Here is a 17,828-nt window from a genome sequence, read left to right on the forward strand (position 1 = left end):
AGCCCCGGCGGCGCCCGGCACCGAACGGCTCAAGACCCCACGCCCGGCACCCGACAGTCCGGCACCCAGCACCCCCCGTGACTCTCTCCCGTCACGCGCTCGGTGCGCCCCGCCGTCCCGCTGGCGCCGCCGCCGCGAAGGCCTCCGTGACGGCCGTGAGAAGCGTGCGCGCGCGATGCCGGAAGGTCTCGTCCCGCTCGATGACGAGGTCCTCCAGGCCCGAGCGGACCACCCGGGCGTCGCCTTCGGCGAGGGCGGCGAGGCGGCTGAGCGACTCGCCGTCCAGGGCCCCGGCCCCCGGAAGCTCCAGGGACACCAGGGCCTCCAGGGCTTCGCAGGCTCCCGTCGGGTCGGCGTCCAGCTCGGCCGACGTCAGTGCCGCCCCGGCGAGCGCGGCGCGGTCGAGACCCGAGGGTTCCGACACGGCGATCAGGGCGAGCACCACCGCCGGGGCCGGTGTCGGGTCGTCGAGGGCCGCTTCCAGCCCGGGTGTGAGCGGGCGGCCCGCCGGACCGAGGAGCGCGGCGGCGCGGGCCGCCCGTACCACCGACCGGCGCGACCAGCGACCGTGCTCGGCGCGGGCGAGGACCGACCCCAGGACGGCGACCGCGGGGGCCGGGTCCCCCGTGACGCGCCACAGGGCTTCCGCGAGGGCCGTGTCCGTGTCGAGGACCGAGGAGGCCGTCTCCTCGGGGTCGCCGAGCGCCCCGCGCAGCAAGGGCTCCAGTGCCGCTCCCCGGGGGCCGAGCGCGGCGGCGGCCCGCGCCGCGTCACCCATGTCCCCTTCTGAGCCGCCGAGTTCCCGTTCGAGGTTCCGGAGCAGCGGTACGGGGTCGCCGGTGAGGTCGTACAGGGCCTTCGCCGCCGGAAGGCCCCCCGCTCCGGCCGCCTCCGTCAGCGCGGCGACGGCCGCGGCCCGGTCCCGGGGCGCGCTCCCGGCGGCGACGGCGGCAAGGGCACGGGCGGCCGGGCCGGGGAAGTGCGGGAGCGCCGCGCACAGTTCGGGCAGCGCGGCCACCGCCTCGGCGCCCCACCCCGCCAACAGCCCCATCAGCCGCACGGGTTCGTCGCGGACCGGCTCCGTGGGCCGGGAGAGGCAGGACCGCACGGCGTCGAGGAGACCGCCGTCGTACGGGAAGTCCGCGCTCTCCGCGTGCCACGGCCCGGTGGCCGCGCCCAGCGCGCGCGGGCGGCGCCCGAGTCCGGCGGCGAGGAGCGGGGCCGCCCGGTCGGGGGCGATCCGCACGAGCGCCGCCAGGGCACGGTCGGCGTGGTCGTCCTCCCGGTCCGGGTTCCGTCCGGCGAGCGGGACGAGGACGTCCGCGACCGGTGCGGCGGCGGGGCCCAGCCGACCGAGCAGGGGGGCCATGGCGACCACGGACGTCTCGTCGACCGCCGCCGCCCGCAGGCCCTCCACCAGCCGGTGCGGGGCGGTGCGCGAGACGGCACAGGCGCACTCCGCCGCCCAGACGCCCTCCTCCCGGACCTCGGCCCCGCCGTCCCGCAGGGCGGCGTCGACCAGCACGAAGGCCGCCTCGCGCGTCCTCTCGTCGCCCCGGCGCAGCAGCGCCCCGACGACGGCGGCCAGCGGCTCGCCGCGCTGGTCGTCGAGATCGGAGCGGAGGGAGTCGGCGGGCAGGAGGGACAGCACCATGTCGTGCAGGGCCCCGGTCCACGGAGCGCCCGCGTCGAGGTGGACATGGACGGCGGCCAGCCGCACCTCGGGGGGCTGGGACGGGTCCAGGACCCCGGCCGCCTCGACCGCTCCCCGCTCCGGGTCGAGCCGGGCGATCCCGGCCAGGAGCTCCGTCCGGGCGGCGGGATCGGACTCCTCCGCCCACCGGGCGCACAGCGCGGGCAGGACGGTCCCGGTGACCCGGGTGTGCGAGACCGCCCAGGCGGCGGTCCTGCGGACGTCGGGATCGGCGTCGGCCAGCAGCGGCAGGAGCAGCGGCAGTTGTCCGGCCACGGCGGTCCGCACCGCGCCCGGCGCCACCCCGTACTCGTCCTCGCTCTCGGCCATGCCGCCGAGCAGCCCCAGGACTTCGGCCGTACGGTGCCCGGCCGCCGCGATCCCGGCCAGGAACGGCGCCGCCTCCGCGCTGGCCTCGTAGACCGTTCCCTGGTGCAGCACCCTCCCGTACAGGTCCGACACCGCCCGGCCCGCCGCCTCCGGGTCCGTGCCGGTCAACACCCTCAGCAGTTCGGGCAGGTCCGCCGCGTCGCCGTACGCGTGGGAGGAGGAGGCCCAGGGAACGGTGTCCAGGCCGTCGAGCGGGTGTGCGAGATCCATGCGGGGCATCGTGCCAGCCGCCTCCGACAACGCCGCCGGACCACCGGCCGCGACACCGATCACGGCACTGGTCACGGCACTGGTCACGGCACTGATCGCGGATAGGGTGGCGCGACCACGTCACGCTCGTTCAGGAGGTCACCCGTGGGGCCCGAACCCCTGGCCATTCGCGTACCGGTCGGGGAGGGATCCCGCCGGTGGACGAGCCGGAGCACCCGGCGCCGGGTGCTGCTGGTGGTCCACAACGTCACCTCGGCGGGCCGTCTGATGGACCTGGTGCCGCTGTTCCACGACGACTTCCGCGTCCAGCTCCTGGTCACCTCCACGGGGTCGTCCGCCTTCCAGGACGGCGTCCGCGACCTCCTCCATGAACTGCGCCTGCCCGAACTGCCCTGGGAACAGGCCCTGTCCACCCCCGTGGACCTGGCGATCTCGGCGAGCTTCGGCGGCGAACTCGACCTGCTCCAGGGCAACTTGTCCGTCCTCTCCCACGGCGTTGGATACACTAAGAGACTGGCCAAAACCGGGAGCCGGGAGCCGGGAGCCGGGAGCCGGGAGCCGGGAGCCGGGAGCCGGGAGCCGGGAGCCGGGACCTCAGGCGTCCAGGGTGCGGAAGCCGGAGGCCCGGAGCCCACGTTCGGTCTCTCTCCGGAGTGGCTCCTGCCCGACGGGCGGCCCTTCGTCGACGGGCTCGTCCTCTCCCATCCCGAGCAGTTGGAGCGGCTCGCCCGCGTCTGCGCGGAGGCGGTCCCCTCGGCCGTCCTCGCGGGTGACCCCTGTTACGACCGTATGCTCGCGGCGCGCCCGTACCGGGACAGATTCCGGCGGGCGCTCGGAGTCCGCGGGGGACAACGGCTCGTCGTCCTGAACTCGACGTGGAACCCCGAGGGGCTCTTCGGGAACGGCGGCGGGCGGGACGTCCTGCCCGGCCTCCTCCCTCGCCTCGCCGCCGAACTGCCCCTCGACGGCTATCACTTGGCCGCCGTCCTCCATCCGAACATCTGGTACGGGCACGGTCCCGGCCAGATCCGGGCCTGGCTCGACCGCGCGCGCCGCGACGGGCTGGCCCTGATCGACCCCGTCCACGCGTGGCGGCAGGCCCTGCTCGCCGCCGACCTCGTCCTCGGGGACTTCGGGGCGGTGTCCTACTACGCCGCCGCCCTCGGCACCCCCGTCCTGCTGACCGCCGACGGAGCGGGCGTGCTCGACGCCGAGGCGCCCCTCGCGGACTTCGTCCGGCACGCGCCCCGGCTCGACCCGCACGCCCCGCTGCTCCCCCAGGTGGTACGGGGGATCGAGGCGCACCGGCCGGATCCCGCCCCCGCCGGGTTCGTCACCTCGGCCCCGGGCCGCTCGGCGGGGCTGCTGCGCAGCCACTTCTACGCCCTGATGGACCTGCCCGAGCCGACCGCCCCGGCGTCCCTCGAACCGCTCCCGCTCCCCCCGTACACCCCGCGCGGGGTGACGTCGCCGCTGCACGTGCGGACCCGGGCGGAGGGGACGGACATCGTGGTCGAGCGGTCCGCCGGGCATCCCCCCGGCGCCTTCGGCGACGCCCATCTCGCCGTGCACGAGGAGACCCGGCGCCCGGAGGACCTCGACGTGGCGGACGTGATCACGCGCGACGGGCGGGCCGACGATCCCCGTCTGGGCGGCCCCGGCACGTGGACCGCGGAGGTGCTGCGGCTGCATCCGCACTGCGCGACGGCGGTGTACGTGACGGGGCCCGACACCTGTGTCGTACGAAGCCGGGCACACGGCACGTTCCTGCTGGCCGCCGAAGCGGGAGCCGGGGCGGACGCCGATCCGGCCGCGTACGCCTCGGCCCTGCACGCCTGGCTGGCGTACGGCGGGACGGTCCCCGCGCGGGGGGTCGTGCTCCGGGCGCACACCGGCGGCGGTGCGCATCCGTTCCGTGTGGAGACCTCCGGCTGAGCCGACGGGCGGCGCCCCGGCCGGACCTCCCGGCGCCGGACCTCCCGCGCCGGACCGCTGCCCGGGACCGCCGTCCCCGCCCGCTCACCCCGCCGACGCGGAGGCGGCGCACCGCCGTCGCAGACCCGTGAGATAGGCGAGGTGCGGGGTCGCGGAGGACGGCAGCAGCGCCTCCGCCTCGGCGATCCTCGCCAGGGCCGCCGGGTCGTCGCCGCTCTCGTGCAGGGTCTCCGCGAGGTCCGTGAGGGAACGGGCCCGGTTGTACGCCTCCGGGGGCGCCCCGGTGCGGCCCGCGAAGAAGTCCACGGCGTTCTCCAGGCACCGGCGGGACTCGTCCGTCCTGCCCATCCCGCGCAGGGCCCGGCCCCGGTGGCGCTCGGCAAGCGCGAGGGCCCTCGGCAGGTCGGCCGCGCCCTCCTCGCCCGCCCCGATCCTCCGGTAGACGGCCTCGGCCTCGGTGAACCTCTCGTGGGCCTCCTCGTACGACCAGCGGTTCAGGCTCAACAGGCCCAGCAGTTCCACGGCCGAGGCCTCGCCGCGCGTGTGACCGGCCGCACGCTCGTACGTCACGGCCGCCCGTGCCGCCCGGAGCGCCTGCTCCACCCGGCCCATCTCCCCCAGACAGTGGGCCAGTTGGAAGTGGAGCGCGCCCGTCATCCGTTCGTCCGCCCGGGTCTCCTCGGCGTGGCGCGCCGCATCCCGGAGCGCCGGGAGCACCTCGTCCCAGTGTCCGGCCTTCAGCTGGAGCGGCCACAGGGCACGGGCCAGCCAGAGGGCGGTGCCGGTCCGCCGGTGCTCCTCGGCGAGGGCGACCGCACGGGCCACGTTGGCCGCTTCCGCCGCCAGTACGGCGATGCCGTCCGGGACCGCGTCGGCCCCGTCCCGGTACCCCGGCGGGAGTTCGGTCCGCCAGCTCTCCGGCAGGGCGGCGCGGGACGCGGGCAGTACGCGCCCGAGCAGTGCTTCGAGCATCCGGTCCACGGCGTCCGCGCAGGCGCCGAGGCCGTACTCGGCGGTGGCGGTCTCGGCCAGTTGCCTCCTGGTCTCGGGCCGGAAGCGGTACCGCAGGTCCGGGAGGGGTTCAAGGAGGCCGACGGCCGCCACCTCGTCGAGCAGCCGGGCGGCCGTGGCCTCGTCGGTACCGGCGGCGGCTGCGGCGATCGGGACGCTGACGGACGGCCAGCCGCCGAGCGCGGTCAGTCGGCACAGCCGCTCCGCCTCGGGACCGAGCCGGAGCGAGGCGAGCCGCGCCGCCGTCCGTACCGGATGGTCCGGCCCCGCGGGGGCGGGGAGCGCGGAGCCGGGCGCCCGGCCGTCGCGGGCCGGGGAGGCGGCGGTCTCGCGGCCGTCCGGGGGCAGGGGCCCGGCTCCCCGGCCGTCCCGGAGTGCGGACGCGGGCCCTCGGCCCGCCGGGGGCGGGGACGTCGGCCCCGGCTCGTCCCGGGCGAGGAGCCGGGCCTCCGCGTGGAGGGCGAAGGCGTTGCCCCGGCAGCGGTCGAGCACTCCGGGCAGCCCGGCCTTGACCCGTGCGGCGTGTTGCGGCCCGGCCACCTTCCGTACGAGCCGCTTCGCGTACCGGTCGGTCAGCGGCGGTACGGCGATCCGCTCGGCCTCGACGAGCGGGGGCGGCCCGGACACGACGACCACGAGCAGGACTCCGGGTGTCGCCGGTACGAGGGCGCGGACCTGCGCGGACGAGGTCGTGTGGTCGATCACCACCAGGGCTCTGCGCCCCTCGGTGAGCGTCCGGTAGAGCCGCTCGCGGCCCGCCTCGGTGGCGGGGACGCTGTCGGTGGGCACGTCCATCTCGCGCAGCAGCCGCAGCAGGACCGCCGACGGTTCCGGCCCGGTCTCCCCGGCGGTGTCGCGCAGGTCGACGTAGTACCGCCCGTCGGGGAACCGGTCGCGGCCCTGGGCCCCGAGCCGGAGCGCGATCGAGGTGGAGCCGCTGCCCGGGGGGCCCGAGAGGAGCACGACCCGGGGCCGTCCCTCCCAGGGGCGGTCGGCCTCCCTCATCAGCCGCTTGAGCACCTTCTGACGGTCCGTGAACGCCCAGGGCGCCGGGGGCATCGCGCCCCGGGACGGTTCGGGGGTCTCGTCGGGGGCGCTCTCCAGCATCAGCGCCCATTCACCGGCCCGCCGTGGATCGTTCCCGAGGCGGGCGTGCACGCGCGAGGCCAGCGCCCGGCGCTCCTCCGCGTCGGCGGGGAGCGGGGTCTCCCGTCCGAGGGTCCGTCTGACCAGGGCTCCCGCCGACAGGGTCAGGTTCTTGCCGATCTCTCCGGCGGCTCCGTTCCCCACCCCCAGCAGGAACGTGGTCAGCGCGCTGAGCGCCACGACCTCCAGCACGTCGGCCCCTCCCCCTGGTCGCCGGACCCGTTCCGCCGGACTGTATCGCCGCGTCCGTGGATCGTGGAGGCGTTCGCGCTTCTTCGGCTCCCCGTCCGGCGCGATACGCGCGGCCCCCGGGCCCGCCGGAGCCGGGAGAACGGGCCGCGCGGGGCGACTCCGTCACCTCACCCGTACGGGAGTCCGGCGCGGAGCCGTCGTCCACGACCGGCCCGGCGACGGGGACGGGGGCAGGGACGGTCACCCGAGGGGTTCGACGCCGAGTTCCGCGAGGAGACCCCGGACGCGCCGCTCGATCTCGTCGCGGAGCGGCCGTACGGCCTCGACGCCCAGGCCCGCCGGGTCGTCGAGCCGCCAGTCGAGGTAGCGCCGGCCGGGGAAGACGGGGCAGGCGTCGCCGCAGCCCATCGTGATGACGACGTCGGAGGTCCGTACCGCTTCCGGGGTGAGCAGTCCGGGGGTCTCGGCGGAGATGTCGACGCCCACCTCGCTCATGGCCTCGGCCACGGCGGGGTGGACCGAGTCGGCCGGGGCGGAGCCCGCGGAGCGGACGCGGACCCCGTCACCGCCGAGCCGGGCGAGGAAGGCGGCGGCCATCTGGGAGCGGCCCGCGTTGTGCACGCAGACGAACAGGACCGAGGGGGTGGTGGGGGTGCTCATGCGGTGGGGACGCTTTCCGGTTCGGTGGGCACGGCGGGTTCCGTGGTGGTACGGGCGGGGGCCGGGCGGCGGCCGAAGCTGATCGTGACCAGCGCCAGGCCGACGGCCGCCCCGAGGAGCTGGGCGCCGACGAACGGGGCGACGGACGTGGGGGCGATGCCGGAGAAGCTGTCCGTGAAGGCGCGGCCGATCGTCACCGCCGGGTTGGCGAAGCCGGTGGAGGAGGTGAACCAGTAGGCCGCCGCGATGTACGCGGCGACCAGGACCGGGGCGAGGTGGGCGCGGCCCGCGCGGGTCAGTCCGAAGACCAGCCAGACCAGCCCGGCCGTGGCGACGGCCTCGGCCAGCCAGAGGTGCCCGGCGAACCGGTCGTGGCCGGAGAACACCCCCGGTGTCCGGCCGTGCACGGCGTCCGCGAGGACCGCGCCGCCGATCGCCCCGGCGATCTGGGCGGACACGTAGGCGACCGTCTCGCGCCGCGAGGGACCCGGGCCCGAGAAGCGGGCGGCGAGCGTCACGGCCGGATTGAAGTGCGCGCCGGACACCGGGCCCAGCAGGGCGATCAGCGCGCCCAGGCCGAAGGCGGTCGCCAGGGAGTTGGCCAGCAGCCGGAGGCCGGGGTCCTCGGTGAGCACGGTGGCCTGGATGCCGGAGCCGACGATGACGGCGACCAGCGCGGCCGTGCCGAGCCCTTCGACCAGGGCCCGCCGCGCCAGGGGCGCCGGACCGGGGGCGGCGGGGCCGGGGGTGCCGTCGCCGGGGATGGCGGGGCCGGGGGCGGTGGAGCCGGGGGTGCCGTGGCCGGGGACGCTGGCGCCGGGGCCGTCCGCCCGGGGCCGGGGCCGGGGGTCCGCCTCGTGCTCCGGGTCCGCCGTACGCCACTTCTCGCGCCCCGCCCCGGGCGGCGACTGCGCCGTACCGCTCATTCCGGGGCCTCTCCGGGCGCGCCGGGGATCCGGAGCAGGGCCGAGAGCCGGGCGAGGGCGTCGGGCAGGACCCAGTAGTAGACCCAGGTGCCGCGCCGCTCGGAGTCGACGAGACCGGCTTCGCGCAGCACCTTGAGGTGGTGGGAGATGGTCGGCTGCGAGACGTCGAACGGCCCGGTCAGGTCGCAGACGCAGGCCTCGCCGCCTTCGTGCGAGGCGATCAGCGAGAGCAGCCTCAGCCGGACCGGGTCCGCGAGCGCCTTGAACATCCGGGCCAGCTCGCCCGCCGCCTCCTCGGCCAGTGGTCGGCGGACCATCGGCGCGCAGCACGTCGTCCCGTCGTCCCGCCCGGCCGGGGGCGGCGGAGTCATCTGTTTCGACATTCTTCGATATTGACAGCCGTCGATGCCGATGGCAAGGTCGACCGTATCGACAGACATCGATATACATCCCGCTGAAGTGGAGCCCGCCGTGTCCCGGATCCAGCTCGCCCTGCGCGTCGCCGACCTCGAAGGCTCGATCGCCTTCTACTCCCGGCTCTTCGGCACCGAACCCGCCAAGCGCCGCCCCGGCTACGCCAACTTCGCCGTCGCCGAACCCCCGCTCAAGCTCGTCCTGATCGAGGGCGGGCCCGGCGAGGACACCCGGCTCGACCACCTCGGCGTCGAGGTCGCCACCACCGGGGACGTCACCGCCGCCGCCGACCGCCTCAAGGACGCGGGCCTGGCCACCTTCGAGGAGAACGACACCTCCTGCTGCTACGCCCTCCAGGACAAGGTCTGGGTCACCGGCCCCGGCCGGGAACCGTGGGAGGTGTACGTCGTCAAGTCCGACGCCGACACCCCGGGGAAGGCTCCCTCGCTCCTGGACCGGGAGACGGCCCCCGGCGCGGACGCCGGGGCGGCGGCTCCGGCCGGGGACGCGGCTCCGGCCGGGGGCGCGGCTCCCGCCGGGTGCTGCGGCGGCTGACCGGCCCGCCGCACGGCCTCCTCCGGCCCGTACGGCGGCCCCGGCCGCACGGCCTCCTCCCGTCGTACGGGCTCCGGCCGCCGCCCCCGGCCGTACGGGCTCCCCCGCCCGGGTCCCCCGGCCCCCGCGCCCGTCCTCGGCTACCGGCCGCCGCCCGCTTCGATCGGGCGGGTGCGGAGCAGGGACAGGGTGGGCAGGCCCGTGGCGGTGAGGGTGAGGAGGAGCGCGCCGCCGACCAGGAGGGCCGCCGTGCCGAACGGGACGTACGGGGCCGCTCCCGTGATGCCCCGGGCGACGGGGACGAGGGTGGTCCAGGCGATGGCCCCGCCGACGAGGAGCCCCGACACGGCGACGAGGAGCGCCTCCCAGCGCATCATGTCCCGCACCTGGCGCCGGGTGGTGCCGGAGAGGCGCAGGAGGCCGATCTCGCGGCGGCGGTCGAGGACCGTCATCACCAGGGTGTTGGCGGCGGCGACGGCGGCGAACCCGCCGAGCACGGCGGCCATGACCGTGTTGGCCCAGGCGTCGAGCTCCCGCGCGCGGTCGGCCTGGGCCCCGTATCCGGCCGCGTCGGTGACCGTCGCCCCCGGGGCGAGCGCGCCGAGCCGACGGGCCGTCTCCTCCGGGTCGGCGCCGGGGGCCGCAGCGACGAGCACCTGACCGTCCAGGGCGGTCGTCACGTGCGCGGCGAGCGCGGCGCGGGGCATCACGGCCTGTCCCACGCCGAGTCCCCGCGCGTACGTGGCGACCACGGTGGGCCTGACCTCGGTGCCGTCGCCCAGCCAGAGCGCGACCCGGTCCCCCGTCCGTACCCCCAGGTCCTCGGCGACCAGGGTGTCGAGGGCGACGGTGTCGGCCGTCCGCAGGGCGCTCAGCGAACCGCTCCGCACCCCGAGGTCGAGCACCTCCGGCAGGCCGCGCGGGTCGCCGGAGACGCCCAGGACCGTCACGGAGGCGAGCGTGTCGCCCGACCGGTAGAGCGCTCCGGTGCGGAGCACCCCGGTCGCGGCGGCCACGCCCGGTGCGCGGGCGGCCCGTTCGGCGGTTCCGGCGGGCAGACCGGGGCCGGTCGAGCCGAGTACGTGGTCGGCGACGACCGCGTCCCGGACGTTCTCCCCGGAGGCGTGACCGACGCTGCTCTGGATGAGGAGCAGCGTGCCGCAGAAGGCCGTGACCATGATGATCGGGGTGATGGCCGAGGCCAGACGGCGGGCCTGGGCCCGGGTGTTGTCGGCGGCCAGGGAGCCCGGCGCCCCGGCGGCGCCCGCCCTCAGGGGCAGTCCGAGGACGCTCGCGCACAGCCGGGCCAGGAGCGGGCCGAGCAGGGCGACGCCGAGCAGGAAGCACATGATGACGCCGAGGGCGGTGTTGGCGGCGTCCTCGCCGCCGAGCCCGGCGGCCAGGACGGCGAGCGCGGTGCCGCCCGCGAGGGCCCCGAGCCCCAGGACGATCCGGACGGCGCCGGGCCGGGCGGGCTCCACGGCCGCCTCCCCCAGCGCCTGCCCGGGGCGCAGCCGCGCGGGGCGGCGGGCGGCCGTCCACCCGGCGGTCAGCGCGGCGAGCGCGCAGACCCCCACGGCGATCGCCATCGGCAGGACGCCCGTGTCCAGGGAGACCTGGGGCGGTACGGCGCCCCGGTCGACGAGTTCGCCGAACCACCAGCGGGCCAGCGCCACGCCGGGCAGGACGCCCAGGGCCGCCGCGACGGGGGCGACGAGCAGCGCTTCGGTGGCGATGGTGCGGCGGATCTGCCGGGGCGTCGCGCCGATCGCCCGCAGCACGGCGAACTCCCGGGCCCGCTGTCCGGTGGCCAGCGCGATCGTGCCCACGACCACGAAGACGGCGGTCAGGGCGGCGATGCCGCCGAAGGAGCCGCCGAGGCCGGTCAGCACCTCCTTGGCCCCGGCGAGCGCCGGAACCTCCATGGCGCCGCGCGCGTCACCGGTGGCGACCTCGGCGCGGCCGTCCACGGCCCGGCGCACCCGCTCCGCGAGGGCGGCCGTGGACACGCCGTCCCGGGCGGTCACGGCGATGGCGTCGGCCGTCCCGGGGTGTCCGGACAGCTGCTCGGCCACCGGGTCCGCGAACCAGGCGCTCGGGCCGTCGGCCGGTGCGGGAAGCACTCCCGCCACCAGGTAGCTCCCGCTGCCGCCGGGGGCGTTCAGCGAGACCCGGTCCCCGGGGGCGAGGCCCGCCGCCCGTGCGACGCCCTCTTCGAGGAGGATCTCCCCGGCTCCGGGGGCGCGGCTCCGGGGCGGGTCGCCCGCGATGAGGGCGGTGGCCGAGAAGTTCCGTCCGGTGAGGGCGGGCAGCGCGTCCGGTGCCCCCGCCGTCAGGAGGGGGAAGGACAGGTCGGGTACGGCCCCGGCGACACCGGGGCGGGCGGCGATCTCGGCGGCCAGGGCCGTGGCGACGCGGGCGCGCTCGGGCAGCGGGCTCTGCTGCGACTGACGTTCCCCGGCCTCCTCGAAGGTGATCCGGACGTAGGGGTCGCCGGAGACGACCACGGGGGACCCGGCGTAGCGCACGGTCGGCGCGTGGGCGGTGACGCCGGTCTGGAGCAGGGTGCCGCAGGCGGTGATGACGACCGCCGCGAGGAACAGGGCGACGAGGCTGCCCACGAAGGACGCGGGCCTGAAGCGCACGGAGGCCCGCGCGAGACCGTTCGTCACGCGACGGCCCCGGCGCGCCCCTGAGCGGCGGTGGCGCCGGTGGCGCCGGTGGCGCCGGTGGAGCCGGTGACGTCTGTGGCGCCACTGGTGGACCACGCATCAGCCGCCCCAACCACACCACCCCCACCAGTCGGGCCCCCCAGACCAGCCGCCCCACCCCCACCAGCCGCACTGGTCACACCACCCGCACCAGCGACCCCACTCATCTCTCCCGACGCTCCCGCCCCGCCCGTCAGCAGGTTCATCCGGTCGGCCACCGTCTGCGGGTCCGGCTGTCGCAGGGTGCCCACCAGGGTCCCGTCGGCCAGGAAGAGCACCCGGTCCGCGTGGGACGCGGCCACCGGGTCGTGGGTGACCATGACGACCGTGGCGCCCATCGTGTCGACCGCGCGCCGCAGCAGCCCCAGGACCTCCCGGGCGGACCGGGTGTCCAGGGCGCCGGTCGGCTCGTCCGCGAACACCACCTCCGGGTCCGTGATCAGCGCGCGGGCGATGGCCACCCGCTGCTGCTGACCGCCCGACAGCTGCCCGGGGCGCCTGGCGCCGTGGTCCGCGAGCCCCACCTCGGTGAGCAGCTGCTGGGCCCGCCGCCGGTCCTGCCGTACGCCCGCGAGCCGCTGGGGCAGCAGCACGTTCTGCAGGACCGTCAGGGAGGGCAGCAGGTTGAAGGACTGGAAGACGAACCCGACGCGGGTGCGCCGCAGTTCCGTCAGCCGGTCCTCGCTGAGACCGGTGATGTCCTCCCCGCCCAGCAGGACCTGCCCGGAGGTCGGCCGGTCCAGACCGGCCGCGCACTGCAGGAGGGTGCTCTTGCCGGAGCCCGAGGGGCCCATCACGGCGGTGAAGCTGCCCCGCTCCAGCGTCAGGTCCACGCCGTGGAGCGCCCGTACGGTCCCGGCTCCCCGCCCGTGGGAGCGGGTGACGGAGCGCACCTCGATCGCGGGAGCGGCGCCCCCGTGCCGTTCGGTGTCTCCGCTGCCCCGACGCCGCCCCATGGTGTTCCCTTCCTCGCCGACCGACTGTGCCTTCGACCGTAGTCAGGGCGCCGAACAGCGGAAATGGAGTCAGCCGGGCTCCTGCGGGTGGGGGTATCCCCCGGCCGGTGCGGGGATGCGGCGGGGCACGGGGGCGTCCCGGGCCCGTCTCAGCCCGCCGGGTAGCTCCGGGCGGCCAGGCGCGGTGCGGCCCGGGGCGGGACGACGAGGGCGAAGCCGTGGTTGGCGGCGACCGCGCGGGTGTGGTCGGCGGAGAGGGAGCCGTGCCGTTCGAGGGTGAGGGCGGGCAGCCCGGAGCGGCCGTGGCCCGGTGTGTGGTGGAAGGACAGGAGCGTGGTCGAGGTCGTGGCGTGGTGCGGGTGCCGGAGGCGGGCGGCCGCCTCGTCCTCGTGGGCGAGGAGGCGGACCTCCGGCTCGTGGCCGAAATCGGCGGCCACCCCGTCGGCGCGCCAGTGCGCCGGTTCGTGGTCCGTCCCGGTCCGGTGCCGGGAGAGGTTCACCGAGGTGACGGAGAGGAATCCGGTGCCGGTGCCCGCCAGGGCTTCGGCGAGGAAGCGGTTGGAGGGGCAGCGGTAGCCGGGGCCGATCAGCTGGACCGTCGGCACACCGTCCTGGACGGCGGTCAGATGGGGCGGTACGTGGGCGGCGGCGGGGCCCCGGAAGCCGAAGGGGCCGAGGGCGAACAGTTCGTCGACGAGGTCCTGGATCTGCCGGCGCGGGATCTCGGCGGGCAGCCGGGGCCAGTCGAAGAGGGAACGGATCCGGTCGCGGACGGTGGTGACGCTGCCGACCTGGGTGGCCGGGCGGCCCTTCATCCGGTTGACCCGTTCGACGACCTCGCGGTCGGCGCGGGCGGTGAGGGCGTAGAGGTTGCCGAAGCCGTGCGCGACCGCGCACCCCCGGCCCAGTGCCTCGGCCGCCCCGCGTACGTCCTCGGCGTCGCCCATGACCGGCTTCCGCGCCGTGCCCGTCCGTTCTCCGCTCACTGCACACCTCCGTCGTGTGACCGATATAGACCGGGCAACGAGCCGGACCCGCAACGGTCACCTGGAGCGGGGAGGCGGGCCCCGGGGCCGTACCGGCGTCCCCGGGCAGCAGGAACGATCTTCCACTTGGCCGGACGGCGGCCGTACGGGACGCGGGTCGCCGTACGGCCGCCGAGATCACCCGCACGGCCCCCTGGAGGCCGGGGCGGGCGGACCGGGCCAGCGGGGACCAGGCCAGCGGACCAGGCCAGCGGACCGGGTCAGCGGATCGGGTGCGCCAGCCGTACGCGGACGAGCTTCGTCTCGATGCCGCTGTCCACGAGACGGCCCTTGGCGTCGAAGGCCTCCGGGCCGTCCGTCATGCCGAAGTCGTTGTCGTTGACGACGACGAGCGTCGAGGAGCCCTCGACGGCGATGCCCTCGATCTTGCCGGGGACGCCGGGGACGGTGTTCAGGTCGAGCACCAGGCGCTTGGCGAGGAAGGGGCCCCGGTCGGCCGCCGGGCCGTCGAGCTGCTCCAGGGCCGGGGAGGCGGTGGTGTCCCAGGCGGAGCCGAGGATGTCGGAGCTCCGGCGGAGCCGTACCTCGTACACGCGGGCGGACTTGTCGGTGCGCTCCTGGACGAGGAGGCGGTCGCCGCCGAGCGCGACGACGGAGGAGATCTTCAGCTCGGAGGTCTTCGTCTGGCCGGGCTCGACGACGCCGACCGGGTCGAAGCGGTAGGCGTACTCGGCGGTGACGCGGTTCTTCCGGGGCGAGAAGCGCACCAGGCGCGTGTTGCGGGACTCCTCGCCGGTGGCCTTGTCGGGGTTGAGGAGGGGGCTCTGGAGCGCCATCACGAGGTCGCCGTCGGGGAGCAGCGCGAGGCCCTCGAAGCCACGGTTGACCTTGCGCTTGAGGAAGACCGACGGCAGGGACTCGACCACCGGGTAGTCGGCGCCGGTCAGGCCCAGCCCCTTGGGGACGTGGCGGGCCAGGACCCGGCCCCGGGCGGAGACGTGCACGAGCGAGGGGCCGTACTCGTCGACGAGCCAGAAGCTGCCGTCGCGGTCGCGGACGAGGCCCTCGGTGTCGAGGCCGTTCGGGTTGTACGGGAGCGGGGCCGAGGCGTCGTGGGTGTACGGGGCCTCGTCGCGGCCCGGCTGGTTGGGCAGACCGGTGACGGGGGCGCCGGACGCGGTGGTGAGCGGGATCGCCCGGACGACCTGGAGGCGGTCGCCGACGGTCCGGACCTTGACGATCGCCGGGTCGAAGCCGGGGACCGGGAAGGTGCGCCGCTTGTCCTTGCCGACCGCTATCTGGCCGTTGGGGCCCCGGTCGGTGACGGTCCAGTACTCGCCGTGGCGTTCGGCCGGGTAGAGGTCGCTGCCGATGCCGCCGAGGTCCACGTTCCGGTCGTCGCGGACGCTGCCGGGGAGCAGGGCGTTGCTGAACCGGGCCAGCGGGATGTCGGGCAGGGTCGCGGTGGAGACGACCCGGGCGGCGTGACCGTGCCGCGCGGGCTCCGCCCCGGCCGTCCCCGTGAGCGCCGTGAGCGCGAGCGCGGCGGACAGCGGCAGGACCACGAGGGCGGGCCGGCGCAGGAGGCGCGGATTCATCTGAACTCCCTTGAACACATGGTGGTGGCCGTGAGGCCCGCCTCATGGTCCGATTCCGGCCACAACGAGGGGTATCGCGTGTGCGAAGGGAGAGGGAGTTCCTGGTGAACGCCCGACGGCGACGGCGGACCCGGCCGCACCCCGGGCCCGGCGGTGTCCTAGTAACGGTCGAGGATGAGCCGCGTCTTGAGGATGTCGCCGTGGTACAGCCAGCCGTTGGCCTCGGCGAGGGCGAGGGCGTCGGCGTGGAGCTTCGCCGCGTCGGTGCCCGAGTCCGTCTTGAAGGACAGCTCGACGACGTACTCCGTGCCCGTGCCGTCCGCGCCGACGACCGGCAGCACCTCGATGCTCGCGTCGTCGGACGCGCCCCAGGCGCCGCCGTACACCTTCGCGGTCACTCCGCCGTGGAGACGGGAGGTCTGAAGGGTGCCGGTGCCCCAGCCGGGGGAGTTCCAGTCGGCGAGCTTGCCGGGGACGTCGTTCACGAGCCAGTCGCGGCCGGTCGCACCGGCCGGGAGGGTGGTGCCGGAGTAGCCCTTGGCGCTGCGGCTCTTCTCGGTGCTGAAGCTGAGGGTCTGCTTGGCGTAGCCCCAGTCGACCTCGGCCTTGTAGTTGGTGTCGCCGCTGTCGAAACCGGCCGCCTTCGCGGCGGTCAGGGCGGCGCCGATGTCGCCGTCCGTGACGGGGAAGCGCTTCTTGTACGTCTCCTCGAAGGACGAGCCGTCCTTGTGGCGGAGCCGGACGCTCCAGCCCTGGGCGTCGAGCGCCAGACCGTCGGTGTCGTAGTAGCCGTAGGAGCGCGTCTTGGCCGAACCGGTGATGCCGAAGGCCGACTTGACCGCCGCGCCGGGGTTGTGGGAGGCGTCCAGGACCGACGCGGTGAGGTTGATCTTCACCTCGTAGGACGGGACGGCGTCGGCGGCGGCGTGCGCCGGGGAGGACGGGACGAGGAGCGCGGCGGCCGAGGCGAGGGCGACGGCGGACACGGCGGCGGCCGGGCGTCCGGCCCGGGGCGTGGAGGTCATGGGGACGATCCTCATGAGCGAGGGTGAGATCCAGGTGACTCCCGGCCGTGGACCGCGTGAACCACGGGCGTCCGCTGGAGGGTTCGCCGCACCTCAGGGGCGGGCCGGGAACCGGCGGCGGGTCTCCGGCCGCCGCCGGGGACAATCGGGCCATGACGATCACCGCACGCGCCCTCAACCGGTCCACGCTCGCACGGCAGTTGCTGCTGGAACGGGAGCCGATCGGGGTCGCGGAGGCCGTACGGCGGGTGGTCGCGCTCCAGGCGCAGCAGCCGGGTTCGCCGTACGTGGCGCTGTGGAACCGTGTCGAGGGATTCGCCCCGGAGCGGCTCGACGAAGCCCTGGAACAGTACGCGTTGGTCCGGTCGACCCTCATGCGGATCACGCTGCACCTCGTGCACGCCGAGGACTACCGGGCCTTCCGGGAGGCCATGGAGCCCACCCTGCGCGGCTCCCGGCTGCGTGATCCCCGTTACCGGGCGGCCGGGTTCACCGCCGAGGACGCCGACGCCCTGCTGCCCGGTCTCCTCCGGTACGCGGACGCGGCCCGGAGCGGGGCCGAGCTGCGCTCCCGTATCGAGGAGGCCCGGGGCGGCCCCGTGGAGGCCGTGGTCTGGCGGATGATCCGGCAGTACGCGCCGCTGTGGCACGCGCCGACGGGCCCGCCGTGGTCGTTCGGGACGGCCCAGTCGTTCGTGGCGGCGGGCACCCGGCCGGTCCTCGCCGACCCCGCGGCCTCGGCGGCGGGCCTCGCCGTCCTGCTCCGCCGCTATCTGGAGGGCTTCGGCCCCGCGTCCGTCCCCGACATGGCCCAGTTCACCCTGGCCCCCCGGGGCGAGGTGCGCGAGGCGGTACGGCTGCTCGGCGACGCCCTGGAGCAGCGGGAGGGCCCCGGGGGGACGGTCCTGTACGACGTGCCGGGGGCGCCGCTGCCCGACGAGGACGTCCCGGCGCCGCCCCGGCTGATGGCCATGTGGGACAGCGTCCTGCTCGCCTACGCCGACCGTGGCCGCGTCCTCCCGCCCGCGTACCGCAAGCACGTGATCCGGGTGAACGGCGACACCCTGCCGACCCTCCTCGTCGACGGGTACGTGGCCGGGGTCTGGCGCCCGGTCGACGGAGGCGTCGAAGCCTCGGCCTTCGAACCGCTGCCCGCCCAGGTGTGGGACGGGCTCGCGGCCGAGGCCGAGGCGCTCGGTGCCCTGCTGGCCGACCGCGACCCCCGGGTCTACGGCCGCTACGACCACTGGTGGGTCAAGGGCCTCCCGGCCGTCGAGACCCGGCTGCTCCCGGCCCGCTGAGGAGCGGTGGACCCGGGTCTCAGTCCTTGGCCGTCGTGAGGTTCTTCAGGGCGGTGTTGAGTTCGAGGACGTTGACGCGGGGTTCGCCGATGAAGCCGAGGATCCGGCCGTGGGTGTGG

General features: G+C 76.1%; 13 protein-coding genes and 1 pseudogene. 3 read left to right on the forward strand and 11 right to left on the reverse strand.

All coding sequences use genetic code 11. From position 1 onward, the window contains the following. Nucleotides 1–91 precede the first annotated feature (91 nt). Nucleotides 92–2,293 carry a hypothetical protein gene (locus ACFXGN_RS29650; protein WP_384865004.1) on the reverse strand — a complete coding sequence of 734 codons (2,202 nt, stop codon included), beginning with the start codon at nucleotides 2,291–2,293 and terminating at the stop codon, nucleotides 92–94. Nucleotides 2,294–2,437: 144 nt separating this feature from the next. Between ACFXGN_RS29650 and ACFXGN_RS29655 the strand changes: the two genes are divergently transcribed. Next, nucleotides 2,438–4,228 (forward strand): hypothetical protein, encoded by a 1,791-nt coding sequence (locus ACFXGN_RS29655; RefSeq protein WP_384865006.1) that lies wholly within the window; start codon nucleotides 2,438–2,440, stop codon nucleotides 4,226–4,228. 84 nt (nucleotides 4,229–4,312) lie between these two features. On the opposite strand, the gene ACFXGN_RS29660 is transcribed toward ACFXGN_RS29655, so the two are convergent. The 4 genes from ACFXGN_RS29660 to ACFXGN_RS29675 form a co-directional block, all read right to left on the reverse strand. Beyond that, a complete protein-coding gene (locus ACFXGN_RS29660; RefSeq protein ID WP_384865008.1) occupies nucleotides 4,313–6,577 on the reverse strand; it encodes an ATP-binding protein in 2,265 nt (754 codons plus the stop codon). 240 nt (nucleotides 6,578–6,817) lie between these two features. Beyond that, nucleotides 6,818–7,237: an arsenate reductase ArsC gene (locus tag ACFXGN_RS29665; RefSeq protein WP_384865010.1), complete on the reverse strand. Its 420-nt coding sequence runs from the start codon at nucleotides 7,235–7,237 to the stop codon at nucleotides 6,818–6,820. Continuing rightward, nucleotides 7,234–8,001, reverse strand: a complete 768-nt coding sequence (locus tag ACFXGN_RS29670; protein WP_384865032.1) for an aquaporin — start codon at nucleotides 7,999–8,001, stop codon at nucleotides 7,234–7,236. Before ACFXGN_RS29670 ends, ACFXGN_RS29665 begins: the two co-directional genes overlap by 4 nt. A 158-nt stretch (nucleotides 8,002–8,159) precedes the next feature. Next, nucleotides 8,160–8,546 carry an ArsR/SmtB family transcription factor gene (locus ACFXGN_RS29675; protein WP_384865034.1) on the reverse strand — a complete coding sequence of 129 codons (387 nt, stop codon included), beginning with the start codon at nucleotides 8,544–8,546 and terminating at the stop codon, nucleotides 8,160–8,162. Nucleotides 8,547–8,634: 88 nt separating this feature from the next. On the opposite strand from ACFXGN_RS29675, the gene ACFXGN_RS29680 reads away from it, so the two are divergent. After that, nucleotides 8,635–9,132, forward strand: a complete 498-nt coding sequence (locus ACFXGN_RS29680; protein WP_384865012.1) for an ArsI/CadI family heavy metal resistance metalloenzyme — start codon at nucleotides 8,635–8,637, stop codon at nucleotides 9,130–9,132. 140 nt (nucleotides 9,133–9,272) lie between these two features. Here ACFXGN_RS29680 and ACFXGN_RS29685 read toward each other — a convergent pair whose 3' ends face one another. The 5 genes and pseudogenes from ACFXGN_RS29685 to ACFXGN_RS29705 all read right to left on the reverse strand — a co-directional run bounded on the left by ACFXGN_RS29685 (nucleotide 9,273) and on the right by ACFXGN_RS29705 (nucleotide 16,408). Next, the gene (locus tag ACFXGN_RS29685; protein WP_384865013.1) at nucleotides 9,273–11,804 is read right to left on the reverse strand and encodes an ABC transporter permease; all 2,532 of its coding nucleotides are present in this window, start codon (nucleotides 11,802–11,804) and stop codon (nucleotides 9,273–9,275) included. A gap of 212 nt (nucleotides 11,805–12,016) precedes the next feature. Next, nucleotides 12,017–12,799 (reverse strand): annotated as a pseudogene (locus ACFXGN_RS29690) (ABC transporter ATP-binding protein); the annotation flags it as partial. 149 nt (nucleotides 12,800–12,948) lie between these two features. Further along, on the reverse strand, nucleotides 12,949–13,785 hold the full coding sequence (locus tag ACFXGN_RS29695; protein WP_384865015.1) for a hypothetical protein: 837 nt from the start codon (nucleotides 13,783–13,785) through the stop codon (nucleotides 12,949–12,951). Between the two features lie 260 nt (nucleotides 13,786–14,045). Beyond that, complete coding sequence (locus ACFXGN_RS29700) at nucleotides 14,046–15,383, reverse strand: esterase-like activity of phytase family protein (protein ID WP_384865017.1); 1,338 nt, start codon at nucleotides 15,381–15,383, stop codon at nucleotides 14,046–14,048. Nucleotides 15,384–15,541: 158 nt separating this feature from the next. Continuing rightward, nucleotides 15,542–16,408 (reverse strand): hypothetical protein, encoded by an 867-nt coding sequence (locus ACFXGN_RS29705; protein WP_384865019.1) that lies wholly within the window; start codon nucleotides 16,406–16,408, stop codon nucleotides 15,542–15,544. A 152-nt stretch (nucleotides 16,409–16,560) separates the two neighbouring features. Between ACFXGN_RS29705 and ACFXGN_RS29710 the strand changes: the two genes are divergently transcribed. Then, nucleotides 16,561–17,709, forward strand: coding sequence for a winged helix DNA-binding domain-containing protein (locus tag ACFXGN_RS29710; protein WP_384865021.1), 1,149 nt, complete (start codon nucleotides 16,561–16,563; stop codon nucleotides 17,707–17,709). 19 nt (nucleotides 17,710–17,728) lie between these two features. Here the strand turns inward: ACFXGN_RS29710 and ACFXGN_RS29715 are convergent. Beyond that, the coding region (locus tag ACFXGN_RS29715; protein ID WP_384865036.1) for a potassium-transporting ATPase subunit C at nucleotides 17,729–17,828 on the reverse strand (100 nt) is incomplete at its 5' end.

The organism is Streptomyces sp. NPDC059247, from assembly GCF_042754005.1.
GTDB lineage: Bacteria > Actinomycetota > Actinomycetes > Streptomycetales > Streptomycetaceae > Streptomyces.